26 protein-coding genes are annotated in these 26,476 nt (G+C 52.4%); 14 read left to right on the forward strand and 12 right to left on the reverse strand.

Going from position 1 to position 26,476, the window contains the following annotated elements; translation table 11 throughout:
- Positions 1 to 106: 106 nt before the first annotated feature.
- A complete protein-coding gene (locus KNP71_RS08785; protein WP_029596296.1) occupies positions 107 to 904 on the reverse strand; it encodes a glucose 1-dehydrogenase in 798 nt (265 codons plus the stop codon).
- 192 nt (positions 905 to 1,096) lie between these two features.
- Here KNP71_RS08785 and KNP71_RS08790 point away from each other — a divergent pair, with 192 nt between their 5' ends.
- Together KNP71_RS08790 and KNP71_RS08795 are read left to right on the forward strand one after the other, a co-directional pair.
- Positions 1,097 to 2,419 carry a hemolysin family protein gene (locus KNP71_RS08790; protein ID WP_034797473.1) on the forward strand — a complete coding sequence of 441 codons (1,323 nt, stop codon included), beginning with the start codon at positions 1,097 to 1,099 and terminating at the stop codon, positions 2,417 to 2,419.
- A 192-nt stretch (positions 2,420 to 2,611) separates the two neighbouring features.
- Positions 2,612 to 3,604, forward strand: coding sequence for a 5'-3' exonuclease (locus KNP71_RS08795; RefSeq protein ID WP_021068063.1), 993 nt, complete (start codon positions 2,612 to 2,614; stop codon positions 3,602 to 3,604).
- Positions 3,605 to 3,617: 13 nt separating this feature from the next.
- Here KNP71_RS08795 and KNP71_RS08800 read toward each other — a convergent pair whose 3' ends face one another.
- Positions 3,618 to 4,418 carry a VOC family protein gene (locus KNP71_RS08800; protein ID WP_029596298.1) on the reverse strand — a complete coding sequence of 267 codons (801 nt, stop codon included), beginning with the start codon at positions 4,416 to 4,418 and terminating at the stop codon, positions 3,618 to 3,620.
- 106 nt (positions 4,419 to 4,524) lie between these two features.
- On the opposite strand from KNP71_RS08800, the gene KNP71_RS08805 reads away from it, so the two are divergent.
- From KNP71_RS08805 to KNP71_RS08815, 3 genes are all read left to right on the forward strand, one after another.
- Entirely contained in the window at positions 4,525 to 4,851 is a 327-nt protein-coding gene (locus KNP71_RS08805; protein WP_021068061.1) for a winged helix-turn-helix transcriptional regulator, read from the forward strand.
- A gap of 63 nt (positions 4,852 to 4,914) precedes the next feature.
- The gene (locus KNP71_RS08810; RefSeq protein ID WP_214756406.1) at positions 4,915 to 5,922 is read left to right on the forward strand and encodes a S66 family peptidase; all 1,008 of its coding nucleotides are present in this window, start codon (positions 4,915 to 4,917) and stop codon (positions 5,920 to 5,922) included.
- 198 nt (positions 5,923 to 6,120) lie between these two features.
- The gene (locus KNP71_RS08815) at positions 6,121 to 6,330 is read left to right on the forward strand and encodes a hypothetical protein (protein ID WP_242678974.1); all 210 of its coding nucleotides are present in this window, start codon (positions 6,121 to 6,123) and stop codon (positions 6,328 to 6,330) included.
- A gap of 24 nt (positions 6,331 to 6,354) precedes the next feature.
- Here the strand turns inward: KNP71_RS08815 and KNP71_RS08820 are convergent, their stop codons facing one another.
- The 4 genes from KNP71_RS08820 to KNP71_RS08835 all read right to left on the reverse strand — a co-directional run bounded on the left by KNP71_RS08820 (position 6,355) and on the right by KNP71_RS08835 (position 8,169).
- Positions 6,355 to 6,651, reverse strand: a complete 297-nt coding sequence (locus KNP71_RS08820) for a DUF3817 domain-containing protein (RefSeq protein WP_029596302.1) — start codon at positions 6,649 to 6,651, stop codon at positions 6,355 to 6,357.
- Between the two features lie 82 nt (positions 6,652 to 6,733).
- A complete protein-coding gene (locus KNP71_RS08825) occupies positions 6,734 to 7,237 on the reverse strand; it encodes a DoxX family protein (RefSeq protein WP_029596303.1) in 504 nt (167 codons plus the stop codon).
- Positions 7,238 to 7,428: 191 nt separating this feature from the next.
- Positions 7,429 to 7,842 (reverse strand): pyridoxamine 5'-phosphate oxidase family protein, encoded by a 414-nt coding sequence (locus tag KNP71_RS08830; RefSeq protein WP_131471649.1) that lies wholly within the window; start codon positions 7,840 to 7,842, stop codon positions 7,429 to 7,431.
- Positions 7,843 to 7,968: 126 nt separating this feature from the next.
- On the reverse strand, positions 7,969 to 8,169 hold the full coding sequence (locus KNP71_RS08835) for a cold-shock protein (protein ID WP_016507985.1): 201 nt from the start codon (positions 8,167 to 8,169) through the stop codon (positions 7,969 to 7,971).
- Positions 8,170 to 8,436: 267 nt separating this feature from the next.
- Here KNP71_RS08835 and KNP71_RS08840 point away from each other — a divergent pair, with 267 nt between their 5' ends.
- Entirely contained in the window at positions 8,437 to 10,035 is a 1,599-nt protein-coding gene (locus KNP71_RS08840; RefSeq protein WP_029596305.1) for a glycoside hydrolase family 55 protein, read from the forward strand.
- Here the strand turns inward: KNP71_RS08840 and KNP71_RS08845 are convergent.
- Both KNP71_RS08845 and KNP71_RS08850 read right to left on the reverse strand, forming a co-directional pair.
- Entirely contained in the window at positions 9,999 to 10,505 is a 507-nt protein-coding gene (locus tag KNP71_RS08845) for a flavodoxin domain-containing protein (protein ID WP_021068053.1), read from the reverse strand. The genes KNP71_RS08840 and KNP71_RS08845 overlap by 37 nt on opposite strands.
- A gap of 103 nt (positions 10,506 to 10,608) precedes the next feature.
- Positions 10,609 to 12,258: a glycoside hydrolase family 13 protein gene (locus tag KNP71_RS08850; protein ID WP_214830487.1), complete on the reverse strand. Its 1,650-nt coding sequence runs from the start codon at positions 12,256 to 12,258 to the stop codon at positions 10,609 to 10,611.
- A gap of 114 nt (positions 12,259 to 12,372) precedes the next feature.
- Here KNP71_RS08850 and KNP71_RS08855 point away from each other — a divergent pair, with 114 nt between their 5' ends.
- The 3 genes from KNP71_RS08855 (at position 12,373) to KNP71_RS08865 (ending at position 15,491) form a co-directional block, all read left to right on the forward strand.
- Complete coding sequence (locus KNP71_RS08855; protein ID WP_035385701.1) at positions 12,373 to 13,152, forward strand: helix-turn-helix domain-containing protein; 780 nt, start codon at positions 12,373 to 12,375, stop codon at positions 13,150 to 13,152.
- Between the two features lie 82 nt (positions 13,153 to 13,234).
- Positions 13,235 to 14,575 carry a globin family protein gene (locus KNP71_RS08860; RefSeq protein ID WP_214756408.1) on the forward strand — a complete coding sequence of 447 codons (1,341 nt, stop codon included), beginning with the start codon at positions 13,235 to 13,237 and terminating at the stop codon, positions 14,573 to 14,575.
- Between the two features lie 19 nt (positions 14,576 to 14,594).
- Positions 14,595 to 15,491 carry a class F sortase gene (locus KNP71_RS08865; RefSeq protein WP_029596309.1) on the forward strand — a complete coding sequence of 299 codons (897 nt, stop codon included), beginning with the start codon at positions 14,595 to 14,597 and terminating at the stop codon, positions 15,489 to 15,491.
- A gap of 96 nt (positions 15,492 to 15,587) precedes the next feature.
- Here KNP71_RS08865 and KNP71_RS08870 read toward each other — a convergent pair whose 3' ends face one another.
- From KNP71_RS08870 to KNP71_RS08880, 3 genes are all read right to left on the reverse strand, one after another.
- Complete coding sequence (locus KNP71_RS08870) at positions 15,588 to 16,295, reverse strand: ABC transporter ATP-binding protein (RefSeq protein ID WP_021068048.1); 708 nt, start codon at positions 16,293 to 16,295, stop codon at positions 15,588 to 15,590.
- Positions 16,295 to 17,932: an ABC transporter permease gene (locus KNP71_RS08875; RefSeq protein ID WP_214830488.1), complete on the reverse strand. Its 1,638-nt coding sequence runs from the start codon at positions 17,930 to 17,932 to the stop codon at positions 16,295 to 16,297. Before KNP71_RS08875 ends, KNP71_RS08870 begins: the two co-directional genes overlap by 1 nt.
- Positions 17,933 to 18,069: 137 nt before the next feature.
- Positions 18,070 to 19,140 (reverse strand): Fe(3+) ABC transporter substrate-binding protein, encoded by a 1,071-nt coding sequence (locus KNP71_RS08880; RefSeq protein ID WP_214830489.1) that lies wholly within the window; start codon positions 19,138 to 19,140, stop codon positions 18,070 to 18,072.
- Positions 19,141 to 19,367: 227 nt separating this feature from the next.
- Here KNP71_RS08880 and KNP71_RS08885 point away from each other — a divergent pair, with 227 nt between their 5' ends.
- Positions 19,368 to 19,940: a TetR/AcrR family transcriptional regulator gene (locus KNP71_RS08885; protein ID WP_214718539.1), complete on the forward strand. Its 573-nt coding sequence runs from the start codon at positions 19,368 to 19,370 to the stop codon at positions 19,938 to 19,940.
- Between the two features lie 24 nt (positions 19,941 to 19,964).
- On the forward strand, positions 19,965 to 23,108 hold the full coding sequence (locus tag KNP71_RS08890) for an efflux RND transporter permease subunit (protein ID WP_214830491.1): 3,144 nt from the start codon (positions 19,965 to 19,967) through the stop codon (positions 23,106 to 23,108).
- 45 nt (positions 23,109 to 23,153) lie between these two features.
- Here the strand turns inward: KNP71_RS08890 and KNP71_RS08895 are convergent, their stop codons facing one another.
- A complete protein-coding gene (locus tag KNP71_RS08895; protein WP_214830493.1) occupies positions 23,154 to 23,891 on the reverse strand; it encodes a YwqG family protein in 738 nt (245 codons plus the stop codon).
- A 151-nt stretch (positions 23,892 to 24,042) separates the two neighbouring features.
- Between KNP71_RS08895 and KNP71_RS08900 the strand changes: the two genes are divergently transcribed.
- The 3 genes from KNP71_RS08900 to pepT all read left to right on the forward strand — a co-directional run bounded on the left by KNP71_RS08900 (position 24,043) and on the right by pepT (position 26,438).
- Positions 24,043 to 24,399, forward strand: a complete 357-nt coding sequence (locus tag KNP71_RS08900; protein ID WP_214830495.1) for a CidA/LrgA family protein — start codon at positions 24,043 to 24,045, stop codon at positions 24,397 to 24,399.
- A complete protein-coding gene (locus tag KNP71_RS08905) occupies positions 24,396 to 25,070 on the forward strand; it encodes an LrgB family protein (protein ID WP_214830497.1) in 675 nt (224 codons plus the stop codon). Before KNP71_RS08900 ends, KNP71_RS08905 begins: the two co-directional genes overlap by 4 nt.
- 129 nt (positions 25,071 to 25,199) lie before the next feature.
- On the forward strand, positions 25,200 to 26,438 hold the full coding sequence (gene pepT / locus KNP71_RS08910; RefSeq protein WP_214830499.1) for a peptidase T: 1,239 nt from the start codon (positions 25,200 to 25,202) through the stop codon (positions 26,436 to 26,438).
- Positions 26,439 to 26,476 lie beyond the last annotated feature (38 nt).

Consider the following 26,476-nt stretch of genomic DNA (forward strand, 5'->3'; position numbering starts at 1 on the left):
AAACGGCTTGAGCCCTGTCGAATACAGGTCTCAAGCCGCATAGTCCGGTTTTCATTATTTGCCCTGTCTACTTGACGGGGAGCAGTTCAGCGGAGCCTCCCTTTTGTCATTGCACTTTATTTTCAGGACCGAATGATGGATAGAGCGACAAGCCCCCGTCCGCGAAAATCGTCGCGCCGGTGACGTATGATGACTCGTCTGAAGCAAGCCATGCCGCAACGGCCGCAATCTGTTCCGGACGACCGATTTCATGGGTCGGGATGAGCGCCTCGAGCCCTTTCTTCTCTTCAGGGTCTTGCATCGTCTCTTCATTGATTGGTGTGTCGATGGCGCCTGGTGCGATGCCGTTGACACGAATCTTGTTCGGTGCGTACTCGAGGGCGACCGATTTCGTGAACATCTTCACGCCACCTTTACTCGCCGCATAATGCGTATAGCCTGGACGTGGAATCACTTCGTGCACCGATGACATGTTGATGATGTTTCCTTGAATCTCATGGTCGACAAAGTATTTGAGGGCGGCACGTACACCGAGGAACGTTCCCGTCAAATTCGTGTCGATGATTTTCTTCCAGTTATCGAGCTCCATCTCGTGCGTCTTCGCCTCGACCTGTACGCCGGCATTGTTGACGAAAATGTCCATCTTCCCGAACTCCGATACGGCCGTTTCAATCATCTTCTCGGCGAGACCCTCTTCCGCGACGTCCCCTTTGACCGCGACCGCTTTCCCGCCAGCGGCCTCGATGCCTTCAATGACCTTGTTCATCTCGTCCTCGCTACTACGATAGTTCAGGACGACATGGACCCCTTCTTTCGCGTACCGTTCCGCGATTGCTCGCCCGAGTCCCTTCGAACTTCCGGTGATGACCGCGACTTTTCCTTTTAGTTCTGGATAGTTAGCCATATCAATTCCTCCTTCGTCTCTTCTCGATTTGTAGTTCCCTCATTCCCCTCTTGTCGAAACCTTTCCGCCTGTTTTTTGAATATTTTTGGTAAATCCACTATACTGAAACAAACTATTCGTTTTCAGGGATTCTCCTGAACGACATACGACTTAACGTTAATGGAGGTGACTCCCCGATTTTTGGGGGAATTTTTGGACAGTCCCATGTTACTCAGCTTATTGATCGTCGCCTTGCTCATTTTTATGACCGCCTTTTTCGTGGCGGCTGAATTCTCCATCGTTAAAGTGCGCGGGGCCCGACTCGACCAACTCGTGCTCGAGGGGAACCGACGGGCCTCTGTCGCCAAGAAAGTGATTGAGAATCTCGATGACTCGCTATCGGCCTCACAGTTTGGCATCACACTCGCCGCCCTCGGGCTAGGCTGGATTGGTGCGGACCAAATCGAAGGGATGATTCAACCGCTCGTCGACCGCTTGAACGTCTCATCGTCGCTCGCGACCATCCTATCTTTCTTGATTGCCTTCTTGCTGATTGCCTTCTTACACGTCGTCATCGGGGAACTCGTCCCGAAAACGCTTGCTGTGCATGAAGCCGAACGCTTGACGTTACTCGTCGCCCGACCGCTCTATTTCTTCACGAAATTACTGTATCCGTTTATCCATGTGTTGAACGGGACGGCCCGGTTGACGTTGCGCTTGTTCGGCGTGCAGACGACCGCACAAGAGACGGCGCACTCGGAAGAAGAACTTAAGATCATCATGACCGAGAGCTTCCGCAGCGGAGAAATCAACGAGAATGAGCTCGCCTACGTTCAAAACATCTTCTCCTTCGACGAACGAATCGCCAAGGACGCGATGGTCCCACGAATGAACATGGTGACCATCGACGAAGAAGACTCGATTGAGACGATTATCGCTACCGTCCAAGAACATCAATACACCCGTTATCCGGTCACGCGTGATGGCGACCGCGATGACGTGCTTGGCTTCATCAACGCCAAACAATTATTTACCGCTCAACTCGTCAAAAGTGATGCCCCGTTCGAGACGTTCATTCATCAGCTGCCGCTCGTGACGGAATTCACACCGCTCCAAGAAGCGATGGTGAAAATGCAGAACGCGCGGACGATGATGTGTCTCGTCATCGATGAGTACGGCGGTACGGCCGGTCTTCTCACGATCGAGGACATCCTCGAGGAAATCGTCGGAGAGATTCGTGACGAGTTCGACCGTGACGAACAGGCTGAAATCACCGAGGTCACACCCGGTCATTACCGCTTGTCCGGTCTCGTCTTGACGCAAGAGATTGAAGAACGGTTCGGCATCGAAATCGAAGATGACGTCGATACAATCGGCGGTTTCGTCTTATCGCAAAAAGCGAATGCCCGCACCGGTGAACGGTTCGTCTTACCGGGCGAACATGAACTGATCGTCCGTGAAATCGACAATCACCGCGTCGTTTTCGTCGATTTGATTTTAGCCCATAAAGACGAGATTCAACCTGAACTCGACTGACTCAATGGACCGCCCTCCCTGATTTTTCGGGGAGGGCTTTTCGTGGAGCGGTCGAACTGTCGCTATATTTTCATGTCTTGTCGTGATATACTGCACATATGTTGCTAATTTGAGTGCGTGTCACTCATTGACACAACATCACCGAACAGTTCATCAATGTTCGGTCCAACAACTACAGAAAGAAGGTTACGCATGGAACGTAAACTATTTTTAATTGACGGAAACTCCATGCTGGCCAGTGCCTACTATGGTGCCGCCGCGAGCCGAACGAAAAAAGGACGCGAGGTATCTAAAAACGATCGGAGTGCCGTCATCGGTATGACCGGCCTCATCCGGACGATTCTACGCAGACATCGTCCGACTCATTTCGTCGTCGTGTGGGACGTCTCACGTGAAACATTATGGCGCCGCGAGCTCTATCCAGGCTATAAACGCCGTCGCCGCCAGACACCACCCGAGTTGAAAGCACAAATGGAACTCATGCGCCAATTGCTTGAAGAGAGCGGCATTCCGCAATATCAAGTCGAAGGCTATGAAGGTGAAGATTTGATTGCTCATATCGCTCGGAAGTTCAGCTGTAGCGCCCCTGTCGTCATCATGACGAAAGACAAGGACTTGCTTCAGCTCGTGAGCCCACGCATCACCGTCTGGCTTCAAACGCAAGAGCTGCAACAAATGCAGGCTCGTTGCGACATCAAAGACAATCGCCCGCTCCCGCTCAAGCGACATCTCGAGATTCGCCCTGAGGAGATTGCGGCATTGTACGAGGGATTGAAGCCAAAACAGCTCTCAGCAGTCAAAGCATTGACAGGAGACCGTTCAGACGGGATTCCACCTGTGGCCGGATTGGACGAAAGCCAATCGGTCCAGTTGATCAAACGCTTTGGTTCGCTTGATAAGCTCTATACGGCGCTAAGCGTCAAAGGCGACAAACGACAATTAATCAATGAAACGATCGCGGCACTGACGTCAGAAGAAGTGCCCCGTAACTTGAGACGCACACGTAAAAAGGCCGAGCGCAACATGGAGCTCGTCCGTCTCGATGTCACGGTGCCAGAACTCGAACACTTGAAACTCGCTCATCTTGAGCTCAGTATCAATTCAAAACGTGTCGAACAAGCGTATCAAAAACGCGGCATTCGCCTCTCGTTTGATTCGAGTCAAAAGAAAATTTCAGCACGCTAAAAAAGCGCGGACATTAGTCCACGCTTTTTATATTGACCGTGATGCCGTCGTCATCGGTGAGCGACCATTCCGATGTCGTCCCGCCGAGTTCGCGATTCGTGGCCGTATCGACCAAGAGCGTCCACGCCTCCAGACCGGCCTCTTGTCCCATCGGCTGGCTTGGTCGGGCCCAGACGTTCGCGCCAATGTGGTGATGATACCCGTCGGCCGCTAAAAATAAGGCGCCCGGATACGAATCGGTCGTCACCTTGAAACCGAGACGATTTTGATAGAATAATTTTGCCGCTTCTAGGGAACGTACTTTGAAGTGGACATGCCCCATCGTCGTCCCGTTCGGAAGACCCGTGAACGGACGGTCGGCCGCCGCCTCGAGCATCGATTCATATTCAACCGGGTCCGTCGACATCTTCACATGACCGTTCGCTTCATATTCCCACTGCTCGCGGGGACGATCGGCGTAGAGCTCGATGCCGTTACCTTCCGGGTCGCTCAAATAGAACGCCTCACTGACCAAATGGTCGCCTTGTCCGACTTCAATCCGTTGTTCAATCAAATGACGAAGGATCCGTCCGAGTTCGACGCGGTTTGGCAATAGGATCGCCATATGGAACAAGCCAGCTGTTCGTGGATTTGGACGCACGCCGCTCACTTCATGTAAGACGACGAGCGCCATTTCCTTCGTTCCGAGCGTGACGCGATGTTCTGACGTCTCGAGTACATCCATTCCGATGACGCGCTCATAATATGTTTTCATCGTTTCTAAATCGCTGACGCGCAATGTGACGGCGCCGAGTTTAATGTTTGTTAAGTTCATCCTTGATCACCTCTTTCTCAGTATACCCGCTAAGTAGAATCGACAGAAGACGGCACAAAAAGGTGGTATAGTTACCTCAAGGATACTATAGAGAGGAGTGAGACTGATGCCATTGATTTCAAGTTGCGAAGTCGATACCGCGCTCGAGCTGATCACGGGGAAATGGAAACCGTCGATTTTACTCGCGCTCATTAATGGGGACACGTTACGGTTCAGCGAATTGAAACGCTCGCTCCCAAATATCAGTCAAAAGATTTTGACGGCACAGCTTCGCGATTTAGAGGAGCAAGACATCATCATCCGCACCGTCTATCCCGAAGTTCCGCCTCGTGTGGACTATCGCTTGAGCGAGTATGGGAAGACGTTGATTCCGGTGCTCGAGACGATGAACGCTTGGGGCATCCAACACGCAGAACGTATGCGTCAAAAATAATTGTCCACATGTGGATAACCCGTTCCCGCATTCCCATCTATCACTTATCCACAGGAGGCTCACATGATTCGTTATCCACAATTGACCGGACATCACTTCGGTGTGACGGCCCCTTCGTCTGGCGTTCCCGCTGAATTACATGGACTGCTCCATGAGGCCGAGGCGACATTCACCCGCCATGGGTTCACGCTCCAATTCGAGTCATCGGTCTGGACGCAAGACAAGGCGAAATCGGCACCGGCAAAAGTCCGGGCCGATGAATTGACGCGGTTGTTCCACGATGATGGGATCGATTTGATTATCCCGCCATGGGGCGGCGTCCTCTTGATTGAGTTGCTAGACGCTATCGACTGGGACGCGCTCCCACCGAAATGGATGCTCGGCTATTCTGACGTCAGCTTATTCCTATTCGTGTACACGCTCAAGACCGGTATCGCTTCGGCCCACGGGACGAACCTTGTCGACCTACGCGGCGAAGAATGGGACGCGACAAGCTCGCGTTGGCTCGACGTCGTATCAGCAAAAGAAGGCGAGACGGTCATCCAGCTCGCCTCGGAACAGTTCCAAAAAGAGTGGCAGCATGAGAACCCAAGCCCGCACGTCTATCATTTGACCGAACCGACGGAGTGGAAATCACTCGGCGGGACAGAGGCGACCGGACGATTGCTCGGCGGCTGTATCGACGTCTTGTTGCATACCATCGGCACACCGTATGGAGATGTCGCCACGTTCCACCAGACCCATTTGGACGGGGAGCCGATTCTTTGGTATTTCGAGAACGCCGAGCTCGATGTTACGGCACTCAAACGGACCCTGCTTCAAATGAAGTGGGCCGGTTGGTTTGATCATACGTCTGGCATTTTGTTCGGGCGCAGTGCGGCCCAACAGCCCGTCCAAGGCTACACGGCAGAAGACGTGTATACGGAACTGCAGGAATTGCTCGACGTACCTGTCATTTACGATATCGATTGCGGGCACGTCCCGCCGCAAATGACACTCATCAACGGTGCCCACGCCTCGATTCAAGTCGAGGACGGCAAAGGGACACTCATTCAAACGTTCAAGGGCTGACGCGTCAGCCCTTGATTTTTTGTAATAGTTCGGTCAAATGCGTCCGGTAGAATCCTTCTGGGAGCTTTTCGACGGCTTCACGTATAAACGGGATTAACTTCTCCCCACATCCGTTTAAGCGGATTCTTCATCATCCGCATCAATATCCCCATTCAGCTCTATTTACAGACGAACACGGAACCAGGTTATCTCGGTCGCGTGATCGGTGTTCTCGAATCCCTCGCCATGGGCATCACACCGTTCGGATTCATCGTGTTTGGCCTATTGAGCGAATGGATGCCGGTCGCTTCACTCTATACGATTTGTATGCTCTGCCTGCTCACCATCACGTTGTTCGCGATGTATCGGATCCGTCACGACATCTCTGCCGAAAAAGCAAATGTGTCAGCGAAAGCAGAAAGTGCGTGAACACAAAAAGACATCGAACGTTTTTCAGTTCGATGTCTTTTCTGTTGATGGAAGGACGCGTTTCTCTAACAAGAACGGTCCGAGTGGGATGACCGACGCCATGACGGCGAGGACCAACACTTTGAAGCCCCAGTTGAAACGCCATGCCATATAGACGGCTGCCGCCACGTAAGCGACGAACAGGAAACCATGGGCCGCGCCGACGATGCTGACAGCGAGCGGCATGCCCGCCAAATACTTGAGCGGCATCGCGATGAGCAACAAGAGTAAGAAAGACACTCCTTCTGTGTATCCGAGCCATTTAAAATGTGTCGCGTTCATATTCGTTCTCCTTTTCAATCGATGCTACGTTCATCGTAGCCGAAAGTGGTGAGGTTTGTCACAGGAGAACGTCATAAAGTCGTTACGCTATTTGACGATTTGGTGAACGATGCATGACTTTTGTTTCCACGAACTTGCGAAGGAACAATCCATCGACGCCAAGTTTACCAGCATTGTAGCCTGCGACGAGAATGAGGACTGATACGATTAACATCGTCGGGTTCGTGCTGACCGTACCTGAGAGCAAGAACGCCATGTTCATGACGAGACCGAAGAAGGCTGCGCTACGTGTGAGGGCACCCACTAAGAGTCCAAGACCGACTAGGAATTCACCGTATGGGATCAACACATCGAACAAGGCTGCGTTCGGGATGGCGAAGTTTTCAAGGAATGCTGCCCACCAACCGGCAACGGCTGGGTGATCACCCGTGGCGAGAGAAGCTGCGTTTTGAAGATATCCTTCTGAACCAAATCCGCCTGTGATTTTGCCCCAACCTGCTGTGAGCCAGTGATAGCCGAGCCAGACGCGAAGGACTGTCAAAATACCGGTGGCGACGTTGTGGTTCTGCCAAAATTTTGTGAACATGATAATTCCTCCTTAGAATGAGTGAATGATGACTTATATGTGATTACATTCACAATATACCATCCATGTTCATCTTTTCACATAGGTTAGGACAAAAGTTCACGTTTCGTTCATATGTGTGTCACAGGTCAGTCACTTTTTGGAAATTGGTCAATTACAAAAGACGCCCACTCGGGACGTCTTTGTTTGAATTACAGGTTCACTTCTTGAGGCGGCTGTCCTTTTTTATTCATCACGCGCATCGATTGCGGCGAGATTTTTAAGATGACGAGTTTTGGATCATCCGGACCGTCGAACCAACCTTCGAGTTTCTCGTTCCATACCTTTTCTTTCATCGATTCATCGTCAGATACACTCGTCTCGCCTAAAATCTCGAGGTACGTATCCCCGACGCCGTCCCCGTCATAGCCAATCAAAATATGCGTATACGGATTATTTTTCAGTTCATCCACTTTATCCGTTTCTTTCGAAGTTGCGGTGTAGAGCGTCAAGTCATCATGGAAAAATGTCATATAACGGCTGTGCGGCTTCCCTTTATAAACCGTTGCCATTGTCCCTACGTTACTATGATCTAAAATCTGTTTTGCCGTTTGCATTGCATCCATTCTGAAAAACCTCCTTGTGGTAGTCACTCGTATATTGATTCCCCTGGGACAAGTGATTAAACACGCGGACAACAAAAAACCTGCTCGCCGAAGCGAGCAGGTTATAAAATTCCTTAGAAAGGAAGATTAGATTTTTTCAACGTTAGAAGCTTGTGGTCCACGAGCTCCGTCAGTGATTTCGAAAGTTACTGCTTGGCCTTCTTCAAGTGTCTTGAAGCCGTCGCCTTGGATTGCTGAGAAGTGTACGAATACGTCGTCTCCGCCTTCCATTTCGATGAAGCCGTAACCTTTTTCTGAGTTAAACCATTTTACTTTACCTGTGTTCATAATGAACCCTCCTGAAATAAACGCTGTGCGTTCTAGTAGTGCCTTACTAGAAAAAACTGACCAATAAAAAATCACAAACCTCTAGGATTATCTTAAACGAAAAATAATCCAAAGCGTTTTGTGAATTATGTTTCCAGCTATTCTTAATTAAGCACATATAGAATATACCATGGATAAATGCTTCTGTCTACTAAATACTTCGGTTTGCTAAAAATACTTTTAAAACGGGTACATTCAATTGTAGTGAACGCTAGGAGGATGAACCATATGACCGCACACATTGATCGCTCGAATATCGCTGCCACCATCGCCCACCATTCGAACTGGGCGCTCGGTGATCTATTGAAAGAAACACTTGATTGGCATGAGACGACACGACAGGCTCACTATCCCGACCAAGCGAAAACCTATCTCTCTCACCTGCCGATGACCGAACGCATCGTCCCAGTGACAAGTTCCTTGCCGCTCGAGACGATCGATGGAATCGTCCGCCCGGTGTGGATGCGCCGGCTCGACGCCGAGCACTTGAACTTGAGACAAGCGACACGCCAACATGTCGACGTCACCGACTACGGGGCCGTCGGGGATGGTTTGACGGATTGCACGCTCGCTTTCCGGCTCGCCCTCCGGTCAAACCGCCACGTCCACGTGCCGGCCGGCGTGTATGTCGTCCGCGGCATCCGCATCCCGTCGAACTGTGTGCTTGAAGGGGCAAGCCAGCAGGAAACGATCATCAAGCTCTCGGACCGAGCTCCGAAACATCGACGGTTGCTTCGAAATGCAACCCCGTTCGCCGGAAACCACCATATTGAAGTCGCACATTTGACGCTCGACTGGAACGTGGAGCGCCTCGGTGACGTCGACCGGACCTCGAGTGGCGATACCGCTTCGAGCGCATTGACGTTCGCGCACGTCAAATTCGGTTGGATTCACCATGTCACGGCGAAAAACGCTGGACTCCATGCCTTCGATATCACGTCTCCTCATTATCATTACTTAGGGGACGGGCTTCGCGCCAAAAAAGGGAGCCGGTACGTGTGGCTCGACCATTGCGAAGCGACGAATTACGGGGACGACGGCATTACGACCCATCATAGCGACGCCCTCTATATCACGAACTGTTACTGCCATCATCCACATGGACGCACCCACGCCCATGGCTTCTCGAACTCAAACGGGATCGAGATTGATGACGGGTCACGCCACGTCACACTCGTCAATAATATGAGCGAAGGTTGTTTCGGGGGCGTCGAAGTGAAAGCGCACGGGACGTCTTCAGCCGCTCACGACGTCCACATATTCGGACACTTCTCGTATCACGACAATCGGTCGTTCAATTTCCGTCACATCAGCCATCACTTGGCCGATGACCCACAGTCGAAGACGGCACGCTTCCTTTCAGGGACGAACCTCGTCTCGATGGAACCGGTCCGCTCGAAGCTGTATACGAAATCTTCGGCACGCAGCCTCGTCGTGTCGGCGTATCAGGACGTTTTGATTCATGGATTTACGGCCATCGGCAATCCGGATTACGATTATCGCGCCAATCCAGCCCTCGCCGTCCAATATAAATCTCGCAACGTACGTTTGAAACGGATTGCGACGAGCGGATTTGCATCGGGTCGGGCCGACATTGAACTGTTCGGCGGCGATAACCGGACCGACCACGTCACGATCGAGGACGTTATCTGTCGCAACTCGGCCCCGGTCGCATTGAAAATTGGTGGCCAGTTGACGAATATTACGCTCCAGCGAATCGAAGGCGAACAAAAAAGTGGAGATGTGCTCATCTCCACGAGTAGTCCAATCGAGGCTCACGACTTGTTTGCTTACGGGTTCTCAGACCGTGTACGCAACGATGTTTGAGCCGCCTCGACGAGTTCATCGAGCATCGTCTCGTCTAAATTGAGCGAACTCACCGTCTGTTTTGCCATCATGCGGACGATGGCTTTGTCGAGAAAGCCCATCCGCTCGAAATCATAGCCGTTGCCGACGACCTCGACAAAATAAGCGTGTGCACGCAACACTTCTCGATACGCGTCCTCGAGCTCCCGTTGCCGTTCGGCTGGGGTCGGCGTACCGGCACATAAATAGAGGCCGAGCGGTCGTTTGAGCAATTGAGCTTCGTTGATGTGCAGCCAAGCCGTCATCTCGTCTTGAATTTTGCCCATCCGGATTGAGCTGCCGACAATCACATGGTCGACCGTCCCCCACTCGACGTCCGGTGCTTCGACCACGTTTTGAATGTGGACGTCTCCCGGAAGCCGCTCCGCCAACAGATGGGCGACTTTCTCACTCGTCCCGTAGCGGGTCGAATAAGCAATTAACGTATTCATCGTGTTTCCCCCTTTCGGTCAGACTCTACTATCCTTATTCCCGAAATGGGTCATCTTTACTAACGACACAACAAAAACTCGCCAAGGAGGCGAGTTTTTTTCGTCACACTTTATACACTTGCGCTTCGTACGGACGAAGCGTGAACGGTTCGATCGGTTCCATGTTCCCGATGACACGTTCTGTCACGTCATACGGGAGTTCGCGTGTCACCGTCTCAGCTGAGAAGTTGCAGAGCACGAGCCACGTCTCCCTTTCGAACGTTCGAGTGAAGGCGTATACCGCTTCATCGTCTGGGAGTAACAGTTCATACTTCCCGTAGACAACGATCGGATTTTGTTTCCGGAGCTGAATCAACTGGCGATAATAATGGAAGAGCGAGTCCGAATCACGCCGCGCCGCTTCCGCGTTCACGGTCATATAGTTCGGGTTGACCCCGATCCACGGCGTTCCGGACGTGAATCCGCCTTGCGGTTCGGCCGACCACTGGACCGGTGTCCGCGAGTTGTCGCGCCCACGTGCGTGAATACCGCGGAAAATCTCATCATGCGTCAACAAGCCATTCGTCGTGTAATCCCGATACGCGTTGAGCGTCTCGATGTCACGGTACTCATCAATCGAGTCGAACGCCACGTTCGTCATCCCGAACTCTTCACCTTGATAGATGTATGGCGTCCCTTTCAGCATGTGCAGGAGCGTCGCCAGCATCTTGCCAGAGACAACACGATACTCGTCCGAGTCGTTCCCGAATCGTGAGATGGCTCGCGGTTGGTCATGGTTGCTCCAGTAGAGACTGTTCCAGCCATCTTCTTCAAGACCTTCTTGCCAACGCGAGAAGATTGTCTTCAAGTCCGTCAACTTCCAGTCCGTCGGATTCCATTTGCCGAAACTGCCGTTGCCGACGTCGACGTGTTCGAAATGGAACACCATGTTCAACTCGTCACGACCTTCTCCCGTATAAAGCTTCGCCTCGTCGACGCTGACGCCCGGCATCTCACCGACCGTGATCGTATCGTATTTCGACAGGACCTCACGATTCATCTCCTGCATGAACTCATGGATGCGCGGCCCATTGAAGAAGAACGGTGTGCCGTCCCCGTAACCCGTCCCCCGCGTCTCGCCGTCTGGGTAGCTCGGATCTTTCGAGATCATGTTGATGACGTCCATTCGGAAACCGTCGACCCCTTTGTCGAGCCAGTACGTCATCAAATCGTATACTTCACGGCGCAACGTCTCCGACTCCCAGTTCAAGTCTGGTTGCTTTTTGCTGAACAGATGCAAGTAGTATTCGTCGCTCGCCTCATCGTATTGCCAGGCACTCCCTCCGAAGAAAGCACCCCAGTTCGTCGGTGGCTGACCGTTCTCGCCTTTTTTCCAAATGTAGTAGTCTCGGTACGGGCTGTCTTTTGAGGATCGCGATTCCATGAACCATTGGTGTTCGTCCGACGAATGGTTGACGACGAGGTCCATCATGATTTTGATGCCGTGACGATGCGCTTCTTCGAGCATCGCATCGAAATCGTCCATCGTTCCGAACTCATCCATGATGGCCCGGTAATCGCGGATGTCGTATCCGTTGTCGTCGTTCGGTGAATCGTACACCGGCGATAGCCAGATGACATCGATGCCGAGTTCCGCCAAATACGACATCTTCTCAGTGATTCCAGGGATGTCCCCAATCCCGTCACCGTTCGAGTCATTAAAGCTACGCGGGTAAATTTGATAGACGACCGCTTCTTTCCACCATTGTTTCATGTTTCATCCTCCTCATACGTTCTGTCGATTTCATCGTACCCGCTCGTCGCCTTGATTTCTATCCATGATATGATGAAAATATGCACGATTTTGCTATTAAGAAAGGATGATTCGATGGAAATTGGCTTTTGTGGCTATTCGTATCATACAACGACCTATACTTTTCCTTTTCCCAATCGGTTGGAGACGTATTTGATTCGCTTGCAAACAGAAGGCACGGCGCGCATCGTCGTCAATGGGAAGACGTATACGGCACGGCCTGGCGACCTGTTGCTCGTTAAACCTGGTGACGCGTACGAACTGCATGTCGATACCCCGGCAAGCGGGGATTATCATCTTTTCTGTGACGGTCTGACCCTCGATGCATGGTGGGTGGCGGTCGATCGTTCCCGCATCACGTCCATCTCGATCGACCCTCGCTTGTTGTCACTCTGGCAGCATATCACCGAAGAGGCGCGACGCCCGACGACTGAACAAAGTCCGGACTTGATTGAAACACTGATTGAAGCCTTGCTCCTCATGCTCGACCGTTCAGTCCAAGAAGTGCAAGCAAACGTGCGACCACCTGTCGTGTCACGCATGATGCGTTATATAGAAGGAAACGTTACAAGCGACTTCAAAGTGGCGGACGTCGCCGACGCGGTCGGGCTCAGTGTATCGCGGACCGTCCACTTATTTAAAGAAGTGACCGGTATGACGATTGTCGCCTATGCTCAATCGATTCGACTCCAGCTCGCCGAAGAACAGATGCAGTATACCCAACACTCTCTCGAACGGATTGCCGAGCTGTCTGGATTCCGCTCCTATCCATATTTTCATCGTATCTTTAAACGAAAATATGGCGTCGCACCAGGGGTTTATCGCACACTTCAACAAAAAAACGAAAAAAAATAAAAAAAGAGTGATCCATTTTTTGAACCGCTCCGTTAGATGGGTGTAAACAACGACAACCACTCAAAAAAAGGAGCGATTACCCATGAAGAAGAAAACAATGAACAAGATTGTAGCACCGGCACTCGCACTCGGCTTACTCGTACCATTGAATGCACAGGCAGCGGATCACGCACCGACAGCAAGCACACCAGCAGGTGACTTACGAGCCACGCTCGACCAATTACTGTCTGAGCATTACGTCTTAGCCGTCACATCGATGATGAAAGCATATGATGGAGCACCAGACGCTGAAGTCGCGATGAAGGCACTCGATCAAAACGCACTCGACATGACACCGGCCATCGCTTCAATTTATGGAGATGAGGGCGCAGCCCAGTTCGAAGACATCTTCGCTGGTCACAACGACTACTCAGCTGACTTCGTTGAAGCGGCTAAATCAGAAGACAAAGAGCTTCGTGCTGACGCTGAAGCTGAGGTCGACGAATTCGTCGAAGAGTTCTCAACATTCCTTGATGCAGCAACAGAAGGTAACTTACCGAAAGACGCTGCTGCTGACGTACTTGAGCTTCACGAAGACCAAGTTCTCTCAGTATTCGACAACTATGTCGCAGGTGACTACGAGTCGGCATACATGACGTACCGTGAAGGGTACAAGCTCATGTTCGACATCAGTAAAGCCCTCTCAGGCGCAATCGTCACACAGATGCCTGACAAATTTGAAACTGCTGCTGACACACCAGCCGTCGAGCTTCGTTCAACATTGAACAGCCTTGCTGGTGAACACTTCGCACTCGCAGCAATCGGCATGCAAAAAGGCTACGATCAAGCAGAAGACTTCGACTACGTGAGCTGGGCTGAAGATCAGAACACACTCGATTTCAAAGCAGCCATCGGTTCAGTCTACGGTGATGAAGGTGCGGCCCAATTCGAAAAAGTATGGAACGGGAACCACATCACAGCCCAAGGTGACATCGTTGCCGCTACACTCGAAGGCGATGAAGCTAAAATTGAAGAAGCACGCATGAAGCTCGACCAGTTCGCTGTCGATTTCAGCACATTCCTCGATGCAGCGACAGAAGGTAACTTGCCACAAGAAGCTGGCCAAGAAGCCATCAAACAACATGAGGCCCTCGTGCTTCAAACGTTCGATCAGTATGTAGCTGGTGACGCGGATGCCGCTTGGATGTCATTCCGTGAAGGATACGCGTTCATGTTCGGTGTTGGTGAGACACTCGGTAACGCGATCGTGACACAAATGCCTGACAAGTTCGCTGAAACAACAATGCCTGAAGAGATGCCTGAAACAGGTCTCGGTGGTGCACAAGAACAATCAATGAACACGCTCTACGCTGGCCTTGCTGTACTTGGCGGAATCTTGCTCGCCTTTGTAACGCTTCGTAACCGTAAACAATCTGTTCAATAATCAATAAGGAGGGAGCCCCATGAACAAGCGCCATTTGTTTCTGGCGCTCTCTCTCTTTTGTTTTGGCTTCTGGACGTGGACGAGCGCCCAAGAATCGTCGTCACCACCTGTAGAAGAAAAACAAATAGAGGAGAGCCCAGATTTATCGGCTGAATTCTCACTTCTACAGGAAGAGGTGAAGAAGCTCCGATTAGCCGAGGAAGAGGAAAGTGCCAAGGCCGCGACACCCGTCCAACTTCAAATCCCAACCATTGACGTCGACACCGCGATTGAACAAGTCGGTGTGCTCGACAATGGACAGATGGGCGTCCCAAAAGACGAGAACCAAGTCGGTTGGTTCGAACCGGGCGTCAAACCCGGCAGTAAAGGCAACGCCGTCATCGCCGGACACGTCGACAGCAAGACCGGCCCCGCCGTCTTCTATGAACTCGATCAGCTGAAGACAGGCGATGCCGTGACGATTATCGACGAGACCGGTAACACGTTGCGGTTTCGTGTCACAAAGACAGAGAGTTATGACACGAGCAACGCCCCGATCGAAGCAATTTTCGGTGCTACGTCGAGTCGGCATTTGAACTTGATCACGTGTTCCGGCACCTTCGGAGACGGCGGCTATGACCAACGTTTCGTCGTCTACACCGAACTCGTCGATAGCGAGATCAAGTCGACAGTCGAACTCGACGCACCGACGAGCGTCGAACTCCGCGGGAACTTATTGACGTGGCACGCCGTCCGTGACGACGCCGTCATCGGCTATCGCGTCTACGAAATGGTCGACGGTGAAGCGACACATATCGAAAGTATCCCGTCGCACGCCCGGAAGAGCATCGAAGTCACGAACGAGCAGGCAGCGTATTACGTGACAGCGATCGATCAACTCGGGAACGAGTCGAGTCCTTCCGCACAGACGAAGTGATGATCGAAGCACCCACAGACCGCCATCTGTGGGTGCTTTTTATCAACTTGCAACTTCAAGCAAAAAAGCATCCCTCGATGAGGAATGCTTTTTCGTTTAGACGAAACACGGAATCTGCGGGTTGAACGTCTTATTGTTCTCCGTCATGATCTGTTTTTTGATTTTGCCTTCGCCGAGATAGACGATACGGTCAGCGAGCGCCTCCGCGTCCTCTTCATCGTGGGTAACGAAGATCGTCGTCGTCCCCGTCTGTTTGAGGAGGCGGCGCAAATCGTCCCGAATGCGATGTTGGAGCGACGTGTCCAAGTTGCTGAACGGCTCATCTAAAATGAGGAGCGATGGTTTCGGTGCGAGCGCACGCGCGAGCGCGACACGCTGTTGCTGACCACCACTGAGCTCATACGGATAGCGGTGACGGAACTCGGACAGGTTTACGAGCGTCAGCATCTCTTCGACACGCTCGTTCCGCTCTTTCCGGCTCAATTTATGCAGACCGAAGCGGATGTTCTTCTCAACGGTCATATGCGGGAAGAGCGCATAGTCTTGGAACACCATCCCGACACCACGCTGTTCAGGCGGCATGAACTGGCAATCGTCGCAACAGACACAGTCGTTAACGACGACGACGCCTTGATTCGGCATCTCAAGCCCTGCGATGAGGCGTAAAATCGTACTCTTCCCAGAACCGCTGTCACCGAGAAGCGAGACGATTTCACCTTTCGTGATCGAGATTGAGAATCCTTTAATCGTCTCGGCTTGCGCACCTTTATAGCTGAAGTGTAAATCGTTGATTTGAACAAACATTAGTCGGCCTCCTTATCAAGCACCTTATGGAACACAAAGATCAACAGTCCGCTCATGAGCACGATGACGATTGAGGCGAGCGCTGCCTCATGTATCTTCTCGTCACTGACATATTTGAACGCCTGTGTGGCGAGCGTCGAAAAATTGAATGGCTGTAAAAACAGCGTCAGCGGCAATTCTTTCATAATATCGATAAAGACGAGGATGAACGCGCTCATGATCGCCCCTTTAATCATCGGGATATCGACCCGGAAGAACGTCTGTACCGTCCCCCACCCGAGCATGCGCGACGCTTCCGTGAACGACTTCCCGACTTTCTCAAATCCGCTCTCAATCGAGTTATAGCCGATGGCGAGGAAGCGGATGACGTAGGCGAAAATGAGCATGATGAGCGTCGTCCTAAACACGAACGTCTGCCCCAAATCGAGCGCGAGCGCCACGTTCAGCACCCACTCGTCAAGCAGCAAGAACAACGTGATGACGGCGATGGCGATGGCCGCTCCCGGAATCGAATAGCCGAGCGTCGTCACTTTCGAGATGACGCGTGTCATGTTCGACGGAAACAGGCGCGTGTAGTTCGCGATGATGAGCGCGAACACGAGAATGATTACGGTCGCGATGAACGCCACGCTCACCGTGTTCCAGACGAGGCGGAAAAACTCGGCCGTGAACACTTGCTCGAACGTCAACACCGTCCAAGCGACGAGTTGCACGAACGGGATGAGAAACGCGATAGCGAAGATGGTCGCCACGTAGCCGAATACGGCGTAGCGGTGCCACCCGTTCAATTGTCTCGGTTTGAGCGGCTTCACTTTCGTCGTCGCATAGCTGAACTGCTTCCGACCTCGGACGAGCCGTTCCATCGTCAAGATGGCGATGACGAGAATCATGAGCGTCCCGGCGAGTTTCAGCGCCGAGGACGTATCTTTCATCCCGAACCACGTACTGAAGATGGCCGTACTGAACGTTTGAATCCCGAAGTATTTGACGACCCCATAGTCGTTCAATACTTCCATCAACACGAGGCTGACCCCGCCGATGATGGCGACACGCGAAATCGGGATGACGACGGTGAAGAAGATATCCCATGAGCCGCGGCCGAGGATGCGGGCGTTCTCAATCATCGAGGACGATTGGTTGTGCAAGAAAGCCCGCGTGATCGTGTAAATGTATGGATACAAGAACAGCGTGAAGATGAACACCGTTCCTTGAATCGTCATGATGTTGAAATACGTCTGGTCGACGGTGATGCCGAACTCATTGCGTAGCGTCGTCTGGATGACGCCCGTATAGTTCAAAATCCCGTGATACGTGTATCCCCCGATATAAGGCGGGATGGCGAGCGGTAAGATGAGCGCCCATTTGAAGAACTTACGGAACGGGAAGTCGTATACCGTGACGAACCAAGCTAAGCTCGTCCCGATAATCGTCGTCAGCAGGCCGGTCGCAAGCATGATGAACAGGGTATTGCGTACGTAAGTCGGCAACAAATACTCGCGGATGTGTTGCCAGTTGTCATTGACCGGTGCGAATAGTTCGACCAAGACGACGACGCCTGGCAGGACGATGAACAAGAGCGCGATAAAGCTGAGGATGGCCCATCCATTCAGTTGTCGTTTCAGCGCGTACCAGTTCATGTCGTACAACTCCCGTTCTTCTTTCGTTCAGTCACTTCCTGTCCCATCATATCAGGTTCAACGCTCTCGTTATACCGCTAGCGTGTCGAGAAACGCAAAAATCTTCGGCCTGAACGTCTGTTCAAGCCGAAGTCTTCTTATTTCCAGCCCGCTTCGTTGAAGACGCGGATGGCTTCTTGCTGGTTTTCACCGAGGACAGACAAGTTGATGTCCTGCTCTTTGAACTCACCCCATGATTTAAGGAGTTCGTTCGGTTCAACCGATTCATTTACTGGATACTCGTAGTTTACGCTCGCGAACTGCTCTTGTGCCGACGGATCAGACATGAACTCCATGAGCTTCTTCGCGTTCTCTGAGTTCTTCGAGGCTTTCGTCATCGCGATTCCTGAGATGTTCACGTGTGTCCCCGTCGTATCTTGGTTCGGGAAGAAGACGCCAAGTTGTTCAGCGACTTTCTTCTCTTCCGCATCTTCCGAATTCAACATGAGACCCATGTAGTAGGTGTTCATAATGGCGACATCACCTTCACCGGCCACGACTGCTTTCGCTTGGTCACGGTCGTTCCCTTGTGGGTCGCGTGCAAAGTTGTTGACCATGCCTTTCGCCCACTCTTTTGCCTGGTCGACACCGTTCACTTCAATGAATGAGGCGAGGAGCGAGATGTTGTACATGTTCTCAGACGGACGGACGAGTACTTTGCCGTTCCACTGCTCTTCCGTGAGTGCTTCATACGTTGACAAGTCTTCTGGTTTCACGCGGTCTTTCGCGTAGACGATGACACGCGCCCGTTTCGTGAGACCGAACCATTCGTTGTCCGTGTCACGGTATTTCTCCGGAACGTTCGACTCAAGCACGTCGCTATCGACCGCTTGCAGGTGTCCCGCTTCTTTCGCTTGATACAAGTTCCCTGCATCCGCTGTGATGAAGAGATCGGCTTCTGTATTGTCGCCTTCTGTGTTCAAACGCTCGAGCAACTCATCGCTCTTCCCTTCAACGACATTAACTTTCACGCCTGTCTCTTCTTCGAACTGCTTGTAAAGCTCTTTATCTACATCATAGTGACGGCTCGAGTAAACGTTGACGACTTTTGACTCTTCTGCTGTCTCGTTGTCGCTTGAAGTCGTCGTTTCTTCTGTGCTGGCGCAAGCCGCAAGAAGTGATGTCGTGAGCGCAGCCGAAAGGCCGAGTGCCATGTACTTTTTGTTCATTTCATAATCCCCCACTTATTCATATCTATTATTGGTAATGATAATTACTCTCAGTTAATATCATCACTGATAATCATTCTCACGTCAACCTTTTTTGAAATCGTTTACTGCAGTTATAGGTACATAACTTAACAGTTTTAACATCATCATTTCTTGACTTCAAAATGACTAGCCCCCTATAGTGAAAGAGAACAAACCGTCTGGTCGGTACAGAAAGGAGGCATGACATGACAAACCGATCAATGATCACGAAACAAAAATTGTTGGATGCCGCGACGGATATCATCATGGAGCATGGTGTGCATCATCTTACATTAGATGAAGTCGCCAAGACAGCTGGCGTCTCGAAAGGTGGTCTCCTGTATCATTATCCATCCAAAGAAGCGCTGCTGACCGCCATCGTCGAACGGCTCCAAACCGAACAAAACGATTTGTACGAGTCGCTTCAAGCGGACGGCAACGGTCCTGTCGAAGCGTTCGTCCGCCTGTTTGACGAGACAAAACTCCATCCGGAGCGTTCACCGATCCACATCGACGCCGAGAAAATGATCGCTTTCTTGACGTTGTTCGCGGTCGACCAAGAGTACGCGGAACGATGGAAGCACGACCTCGACACGTTCTTCGCTCAGTTTCAACAGACGAGCGACCCCGTTGAGACGATGATTATCCGTTATGCACTCGAAGGCATGATGATGTCCGAGCACTTCAACGTCGGCGTCGCCCCGCCTGCCTTAAAACACGACATTATCGCTCGCTTGATCGAGCGAGCCCGGAATATCGATTCGGGTAAAACAGACTAAGCCCTCAGAGGAGAAATGAATCCCATGCAGAAAATCACGTCCTTCTCCGTCAACAACAAGTTCGCAGTCTGGTTGATGACGATCATCTTGACAGCCGCCGGAATTTTCGCCGGCTTGACGATGAAACTAGAAACATTGCCTGACATCACGACACCGACCGTCTCGGTGACGACGATTTATCCAGGAGCCTCACCTGAACAAGTGCTCGACGAAGTGAGCACCGTGCTCGAAGAACGCTTGAAGAGCTTGAACGGTGTCGAACAAGTTCGTTCGTCTTCGTTCCAGAACGCTTCAAACATTCAAATCGATTACGACTTCAGCACCGACATGGAAGAGGCTGAACAACTGGTCAAAGACGCGCTCAGCAACGTCGAGTTGCCTGAAGCCGTCCAAGACCCGCAGGTGTCGCGTCTCAGCTTTGACGCGTTCCCGGTCATCGGGGCAGCCGTCTCGGATGAGAGTCTCGATTTGGCTGAATTGACGAAATTGGTCGAAGATGAGTTACAACCAGCGCTTGAAGGTGTAGAAGGCGCTCAGACCGTGCAAATCGCCGGACAAGAGATTCGTCGCGTCGAGCTTCAGTTCGATGAGGAGGCACTTGCCGAATACAACTTGACGGAAGACACGGTCAAACAGTTGATTCAAGCGAACGATGCCCGCATCGCGCTCGGCTTGTATGAACTCGGTGATACGGAACAAGCCGTCGTCATCGACGGGAAGTCGGAGACGCTCGAAGCGTTCCGCGACCTCCAAATCCCGTACTCACCCGCACAAACGGAACAGCCGGTGCCAGGTGCGTCAACAGAACTTCCGACTGGCGAGACTCCACAAGTCCCGACTGAAGTGCCAGGTGCCGTGCCACCAGCCAACATCCCGACGACTGTCCCGACCGTCGCCTTGAGCGAACTCGCGACGATTGAAGACCGCGGGATCGAGGAATCGATTTCACGGTCGAACGGGGAACGTTCCATCGGGATTCAAGTGACGAAAACACAAGATGCGAACACCGTCGACGTCGTCAACGCCGTCAAAGACGTGCTCGCCGACTTCGAAGCCGACTATGACACGGCCAAAGTATCGGTCACGCTCGACCAAGGTCAACCGATTGAAGAATCGGTCGAGACGATGGTCTCGAAAGCGTTGCTCGGTGGCTTGTTCGCCATCTTGATCATTCTCGTGTTCCTTCGTAACTTCCGCTCGACGATTATTGCGGTCATCTCGATTCCGCTCTCGCTCCTTATGGCATTGATCGTCTTGAAACAGCTCGACATCACGCTTAACATCATGACGCTCGGCGCGATGACCGTCGCCATCGGACGCGTCGTCGACGACTCCATCGTCGTCATTGAGAACATTTACCGCCGCCTCACCCGTCCGAACGAGACGTTGCGAGGCAAAGAACTGATTATCGCCTCGACGAAAGAAGTGTTCATTCCGATCGCGTCGTCGACGATCGTCACAATCGCTGTCTTCTTGCCGCTCGGGTTCGTCACTGGCTTCGTCGGTGAGCTGTTCTTACCGTTCGCCTTGACCGTCGTCTTCGCCTTGCTCGCGTCATTACTCGTCGCGATCACGGTCGTACCGATGATGGCCGACTCGTTCTTTAAGAACCGCGATAAATTGAAACCAGAAGAAGGACCAGGGAAGCTCGCGCAATGGTATCGTGGCGTCCTCAACTGGTCGCTCAACCATAAACTCGTCGTCTTCGGTCTCGCGACAGCACTCTTAATCGGAAGTTTCGCCCTCGTCCCAGCCATCGGGGTCAACTTCTTGAACCAAGAGTCGGAGAAGACGCTTTACGTCACGTTCGACCCAGAACCGGGCCAAACACTCGACGATTCGATTGCGGCAGCTGAAATCGCCGAAACTTATTTCATGGAAGAGCAAGCAGACGCGACCGACGTCCAATTCACGGTCGGTGGCGAGAACCCGCTCAACCCGGGGAACAACAAACAAGGGATTTTCATCGTCCAGTATGACCCGGACACAGAAGATTTCGCTGACGTCAAAATCGCTGACGTCGAACGCTTGAACGAACTCGCTACAGGCGGGGAATGGAAAGAGCAAGACTTCGCCGGCGGCGCCGGCACGAGTGGCGTGACGTACAACGTCTATGCCAACTCGCTCGAAGATCTAGAAGCCATCGTCCCGACATTCATCGAGACGATTGAAGAAGAGACGGATTACGTCCGTCAAGCGACGTCCGATCTTCGCGAATCTTACGTGCAGTACACGTTCAACGTCGACCAGCAAGCTACTGCTGAGGCAGGCGTCTCGGCCGCTCAGCTCGCCCAGACGATTGGACAGTTCCAAGCGCAAGAAAGCCCGCTTTCGACCGTGACGATCGATGACAAGCAACTCGATGTCATCATCCCGACAGAACAAGTCACGTACGACAGCATCGAAGAGTTGCAAGAACAAGAAGTGACGACGCCGTTCGGCCCTCGGCCAATCTCGGACTTCATCGAAGTCGAGGAAGGTACGACACCGGATACGCTCGTCCAACGCGACGGGAAGCTCCTCGCTCGCGTCAACGTCGAGCTCAGCACGGACAAAGCGACGGAAGCTTCGGCTGCTATCGAAGAACGTGTGTCTGACATCGAGCTCCCGACTGGCGTCTCTTATGACGTCGGTGGGGTCACTGAACAGATTCAAGAATCGTTCACCCAGCTCGGTCTCGCCATGCTCGCGGCCGTCGCCATCGTCTACTTGGTGCTCGTCATCACGTTCGGCGGTGCCGTCACACCGTTCGTCGTCCTGTTCTCGCTTCCTTATGCGATTATCGGGGGACTTGTCGCCCTACTCATCACAGGCGAAACGATTTCGGTATCAGCCTTGATCGGTGCGCTTATGTTGATTGGGATCGTCGTCACGAACGCCATCGTCCTGATTGACCGCGTCATTCATAAAGAAGCGGCCGGTCTCTCGACGCGTGATGCGTTGCTCGAGGCAGCCGGTACACGTCTCCGTCCGATTCTCATGACGGCGCTCGCGACAATCGGTGCCCTCGCTCCGCTCGCACTTGGCCTTGAAGGCGGCGCCTTGATCTCGAAAGGTCTCGGTGTGACCGTCATCGGCGGATTGACAAGTTCGACGCTGTTGACGCTCCTCATCGTCCCAATCGTGTATGAGTTCTTCGCACGGTTCCGCAAGAAAAAACAAGCGTAACGCAAAAGAGAGTTGGCCCAAATAGGGTCGACTCTCTTTTTGTGTTTAATAGCATTGCATGATGATTTCTGCCTCTTCAAAGCGCTTGTCTTTGAGGGCGTCGGTCGGGATGAGGAAATAAAGGATGCCGGCGTCACCGAACATGATGTCGAGTTCTTCACTCGAATCCATTTGGAATAAGAGAAACGGGTCACGGAAACGTTCCCCATACGTCTCTTCAATCTCTTCAAACACATCGTTTTGCACCTCGTCCGGATGCCCGCCCACCGCATGCAACTCGCCCTCATCGAACAGCTCCTCAAAAGCGGTATATTCTTCTTCGCTCATCAAATCAAACAGTGCATCATCGTTTTGCGCATAACCTTCCTCGAATGTGGCAGCCCGCTCCTTGAGCGCTTCGCCGACCCGTACCCGTTCAAGCGTCGTCGCTTCTGTATAGAGGACGCGCCAAAGGTGACGTTCGTCTGCGTCACCCCACGGTTGTTCATCCAAATCATAGAAGAACGATAACATGCCTTCTTTCGGAAGCGCTTCGACCGATTCAAATCCAGCGAAGTCACTAAGCCTGAACTGTGCCAAAAACGTCAAGTTCTCTCCGGGATGGTCCGACACACTCGGTAAATCCGGATAGCCGCCAAATTTCGAATGACCGATTGCGACTTCTTCTCGTGTCGTTCGGGGTTCAAGCTTCAAGTTAACGCGCTTCGTGAACGCCGCCAAGATGTCATCCCCCTGTTCGAGCCCGTGCTGGTCAATAAACTGTTTGATTGATTGAAGTTCCATTCGAACACCTCATTCGGATATGATACAAGTAGTCTATCATACCGAACGTGTGTACCCTTTATCATTTTTTATATAGCCTTTCTCTTGACCGAATGAATGAAACTTGAGAAGATGCTTACGTTTTGAACTTATTCGTGAAAGGATGTCACATATGCAACGTCTCATCGAATGGGTGATCGGCCTTTCGCTCTTGTTTGGCTTGAGCGCACTCGGAAATTGGATTGTCGCGACGCTTGATTTAAAAGTTCCCGGAAGCGTCATCGGGATGGTCCTCTTGCTGCTCTTACTGATGACCAAATTGATCCGTGTCGAGTGGATTGAAGACAGCGCCGGCTTTTTGACGAAGCATCTCGCCTTCTTCTTTATCCCGATCGCGGTCGGACTCATGTCGTACAGTGATTTATTAAAGGCGGAGGGCGTGCCGCTCTTTGCCGCCTTGATCATCAGCCTATTCGTCGGCCTCATCGTCACCGCCCTCATCTCCGGAAAAGAAGGTGAAGCGTCATGACGTTATTTTGGGTGCTCGTCACCATCGGCGTCTACATGTTGAGCCGCAAACTGTCATTTAAATGGGCGTCCCCGTTCACGAACGTCGTCTTCTTGAGCACGGCGACATTGATTGTGGTGTTGCTGTTGTCCGGACAGACGTATGATGCGTACGCTCCGGCTCGAGACGCCATCACGACGCTGCTTGGACCAGCCACGGTCGCACTCGGATTACCACTCTATCGCAACTTGCCCATTTTGCTCGCGCGTGCGAAACGGGCGCTCGGGGCCATCATGCTCGGGACGCTGTCGACAATTTTCGTCGCTGTCGGGTTAGGGACCGCGCTTAAATTGACAGACCACGTCTTGCTCGCCTTGTCCGTAAAATCAGTGACGTCACCAATCGCACTGGAATTGGCGCGGCAACTGCAAGGTGACGCCGCACTCGCCGCGTCGGTCGCCGTCGCTTGTGGGATTCTCGGGGCCATGCTCGGTCCGACGATTCTGACGCGCTTCAACGTGACCGACCCGTTCACACGAGGATTGGCGCTCGGGACGCTGAGCCACGGCATCGGCACGGCCCAAGCAGCCACAGAACACCCGCTGTCAGGGGCGACAGGCGGCGCCGCGATGGGTCTGTCTGCCATCTTCACGTCATTCGTGTTGCCGTTTCTACTTCCTCTTCTGTTTTGATTCGGGAAGAAATCGGGCACGAAGAGAGGCCATTGCGCCTCTCTTTTTATTTTCAAAAAATTTCGATACTTTTCAAAACGGCTCTCATGCTAAACTAAATGAGAACAGATTCATCAGAGGAGGCAGACCATGCAATCGAAATTGATTGAACGTTTAATCACGTATGCAAAAATTGACACACAGTCCGACTTCACGAGTGAGACGACACCGTCGACGGCGAAACAATGGGATTTGATTCGCCATCTCGAGACCGAGTTGAAAGCGATTGGACTCGAAGACGTCGAGACGGATGAATACGGCTACTTGTTCGCCACGCTTACGAGCAACGTCGACCATGACGTACCGACAATCGGGCTCCTCGCCCACGTCGATACGGCGACCGACTTCACCGGGACGAACGTCAACCCGCAACTAGTCGAGCATTACGAGGGTGGCGATATCGTCTTGAACGAGGCGCTCGGTGTCATCTTGTCGCCGCGTGACTTCCCGGAACTCGACGGCTACGTCGGCCATACGCTCATCACGACAGATGGGACGACGCTGCTCGGGGCCGATGATAAAGCCGGCATGGCTGAAATCGTCACCGCTGTCGAATACTTATTGGCCCATCCGGAAATTCCGCACGGACCGGTCCGCATCGCCTTCACACCGGACGAAGAGATTGGCCGCGGCCCGCACAAGTTCGACGTCGCCCGCTTCAACGCCGACTTCGCCTATACGATGGACGGTGGCTCGCTCGGCGAACTCCAATATGAGAGTTTCAACGCCGCCGGTGCCACGGTCACGTTCCATGGGACGAACGTTCACCCGGGCAGTGCCAAAAACAAGATGGTCAACTCGATGAAATTGGCGATGGCATTCCACAACCGCCTTCCGGCCGATGAGGCGCCAGAGCATACGAGCGACTATGAAGGCTTCTTCCATTTGAACGGCTTCTCTGGCGACGTGGAGACGACGACGCTCCAATACATCATCCGCGACCACGACCGCACGAAGTTCGAAGCGCGCAAAGCGTTGCTTGAAAAACTCGTCGTCGAATGGAAACAGAAATACGGCGAAGCGCGCATCGACTTGAAGATGGACGACCAATACTACAACATGGCCGAGAAAATCGAGCCGGTGAAACATATCGTCGACACGGTCGCCGATGTCATGCTCGAACTCGGTATCGAACCGAAAATCGAACCGATTCGCGGCGGGACAGACGGCTCGCAACTGTCGTATATGGGACTCCCGACCCCGAACATCTTCACGGGCGGCGAGAACTATCACGGCAAGTTCGAGTACGTCTCCGTCAACAACATGGAAAAAGCGACCCATGTCATCATCCAGACGCTCCGCACGTTCGCTGAACGCGCGCGAGCATAACACATGCGCCTCCAATCGTTCTCTTCTAGAATAGAGAC

This window comes from Exiguobacterium sp. s56 (assembly GCF_018618255.1).
In the GTDB taxonomy this organism is placed as follows: domain Bacteria; phylum Bacillota; class Bacilli; order Exiguobacteriales; family Exiguobacteriaceae; genus Exiguobacterium; species Exiguobacterium chiriqhucha.